Source organism: Pseudomonas sp. FG47 (assembly GCF_057809115.1).
Window position 1 is genome coordinate 1 of the sequence record NZ_JBMDJI010000077.1, and the last position, 2,775, is coordinate 2,775.

2 protein-coding genes are annotated in these 2,775 nt (G+C 59.3%); one reads left to right on the forward strand and one right to left on the reverse strand.

Going from position 1 to position 2,775, the window contains the following annotated elements; genetic code table 11:
* The coding region (gene zwf / locus ACODS5_RS24575) for a glucose-6-phosphate dehydrogenase (RefSeq protein ID WP_489109877.1) at nt 1-1,313 on the forward strand (1,313 nt) is incomplete at its 5' end.
* 46 nt (nt 1,314-1,359) lie between these two features.
* Here zwf and ACODS5_RS24580 read toward each other — a convergent pair.
* Nucleotides 1,360-2,352, reverse strand: coding sequence for a 3-oxoacyl-[acyl-carrier-protein] synthase III C-terminal domain-containing protein (locus ACODS5_RS24580; protein WP_256660238.1), 993 nt, complete (start codon nt 2,350-2,352; stop codon nt 1,360-1,362).
* Nucleotides 2,353-2,775: the final 423 nt, after the last annotated feature.

The window sequence follows — 2,775 nt, forward strand, 5'->3', positions numbered from 1 at the left end:
CCCCCCCCCCCCCCCGCGACAAGGGCGGGGAAGGGAGTGCCAAGTGCCTGGACGAAAAGCTCTGGGCGCGCCTGGCCAAGCGCCTGGACTATCAGACCGGCGACTTCCTCGACCCCGAGACTTACCAGGCCCTGGCTCGGCGCATCGCTAAAACCGGCCATGGCAATGCCATCTTCTACCTGGCCACCTCGCCACGCTTCTTCCCCGAGGTGGCCCAGCGCCTGGGTGACGCCGGCCTGCTCGACGAGTCGGGCGGCGGCTTTCGCCGGGTGGTGGTGGAGAAACCCTTCGGCACTGACCTTGCCAGCGCCGAAGCGCTCAACGCTTGCCTGCTCAAGGTGATGAACGAACGGCAGATCTACCGCATCGACCATTACCTGGGCAAGGAAACCGTGCAGAACATCCTGGTCAGCCGTTTCTCCAACGGCCTGTTCGAATCGTTCTGGAACAATCATTACATCGACCACGTGCAGATCACCGCCGCCGAAACCGTCGGCGTCGAGACGCGCGGGGCGTTCTACGACAACACCGGCGCCCTGCGCGACATGGTGCCCAACCACCTGTTCCAACTGCTGGCGATGGTCGCCATGGAGCCGCCGGCGGCCTTCGGCGCCGATGCGGTGCGCGGTGAAAAGGCCAAGGTGATCGGCGCCATTCGCCCCTGGTCGCAGAAGATGGCCCTGCGCAATTCCGTGCGTGGCCAGTACGGCGCCGGCAAGCAGGGCCGCAAGAAACTGCCCGGCTACCGCGAGGAGGCCAATGTCGCCCCGCACAGCCAGACCGAGACCTATGTCGCGCTCAAGGTGATGATCGACAACTGGCGCTGGGCGGGGGTGCCGTTCTACCTGCGCACCGGCAAGCGCATGAGCGTGCGCGACACCGAGATCGCCATCTGCTTCAAGCCAGCGCCCTATGCGCAGTTTCGTGAAAGCGAGCTGGAGCGGCCCAAGCCCAACTACCTGAAGATCCAGATCCAGCCCAACGAAGGCATGTGGTTCGACCTGCAGGCCAAGCGCCCGGGGCCGGAGCTGGTGATGGAGAATGTCGAGCTGGGCTTTGCCTACAAGGACTTCTTCAAGATGACCCCGGCGACCGGCTACGAGACGTTGATCTACGACTGCCTTACCGGCGACCAGACCCTGTTCCAGCGCGCCGACAATATCGAGAACGGTTGGCGTGCCGTGCAGCCGTTCCTCGATGCCTGGGCGGCCGAGGGTGGCGAGGTGCATGAGTATGCGGCGGGAGAGGATGGCCCCGAGGCCGGTGACGAGCTGTTGGCGCGGGACAAGCGCGAGTGGCATACGCTGGGATGAGCTTGCGGCGACCTACCGCCGTTGGCGGTAGGTGCGCGGATGTGTCCTACAAGGTGAACGACAGGGCCGAGAACACCATCCCGCCGCTGCCTGCCCAACCCATGCAGAACTGACCTTGCTCGGCTTCGCCCCGGCTCATCGCATCAAAGATGCCGAAGGGAATCGACGCGGTAATGATGTTGCCGGTCTTGTGCCCGACGTGATGCAACTTGTGATCGACGCCGATCATCTGGCCAATATGTTCCCACATCTTTGGCGAGCCGGTATGGATGAACACTTTGTGCACATCGTCCGCCGAGAGTTTTTGCATGTTGAACACTTTTATCGCTTCGTTGCGACCATCTTCGTGCAGGGCGGCGGCATAGGAGTTGAATTGATACTGGCCACCGGTAGGTTCGATCTTGGCGATGTCCGCCTCGTTGCAGAACAGTTTCCAGTCCGGCAACGAGATTGTCGACAAGTCACTCAGGTCAGGTCGGTTGATGTACGAGAACTTGAAGTTGTCCGTTGCTTCGTTACTGAGGATGGTGACAACGGCGGCCTCTCCGATGGTAAAGCTCGGAAACTTGTAGGCCAGTTCGGCCGGCGATTGTAGCGAGAAGTTCTTGGGCATCACCGGCCCGCCCGCCGACATACCGAACTCCATGTTGACAATGGCGGCGTAGCGGATTTCACCCGCTTGCATCTTGCTGTTGATGACGTCCATGGCTGTCACCCAGCCGTTGCAGGCGTCGACCACGTCGAAGTTGCGGCAGTTCAGGCCCAGGGCCTTGGCGATGAAGGTGCTGTTGGCGGGCTCGATAAAACCGCGGGTGACGTTGGGATAGACCAGCAGGTCCAGGTCGGCCTTGCTGATATTGGCTTGAGCCAGGGCGGCGTCGAAGGCGGTTTCCATCAACTGCATGGGTTTCTCGTCGGCTGCCAGCCAATGGCGTGTGTCGCTGCCACTTTTTTCCAGTAACTTGCCGATGGTTTTCAACGTTTTCGGCAGGTCATCCTGGAAGGTGCGTCTGGAATGTTCCTCGACCAGGTTGATCACGTCCTGGTTGCTGACGCGGCGTGATGGCAGTATTCCGGAGAGTCCGATGATTTTCATATGACATCCTTGTCTTTGGATATTGATTAAATACGATTTTTACGTGCTGACAGTGGTTTTCTCATCCTTGTAAGTAGCCACTGGTCCAGTACTTCTAGCATAGGTAAGTGGTGAATCAAGGGCGTGAGACTGTCTGTTGATCTGCATCAAGGAACGTGACTGCGCTTAATCCAGGTTGAGGTGCCCGTGGCCGATTCGCTAAGTTGTCATTTGGATAGGGTTTGTTGGTTTAAGTATTAAATACGGTGACTTGTCGATGCACTTCTTGCTCTTGCTCTTGCTCCGCTTTTGATTTTGCTTCTAAGCGCGCGATAGTTCAGGCAACACAAATTGCGACTTCAGGAGGCCGAGCGGAGTTCTTGCGTA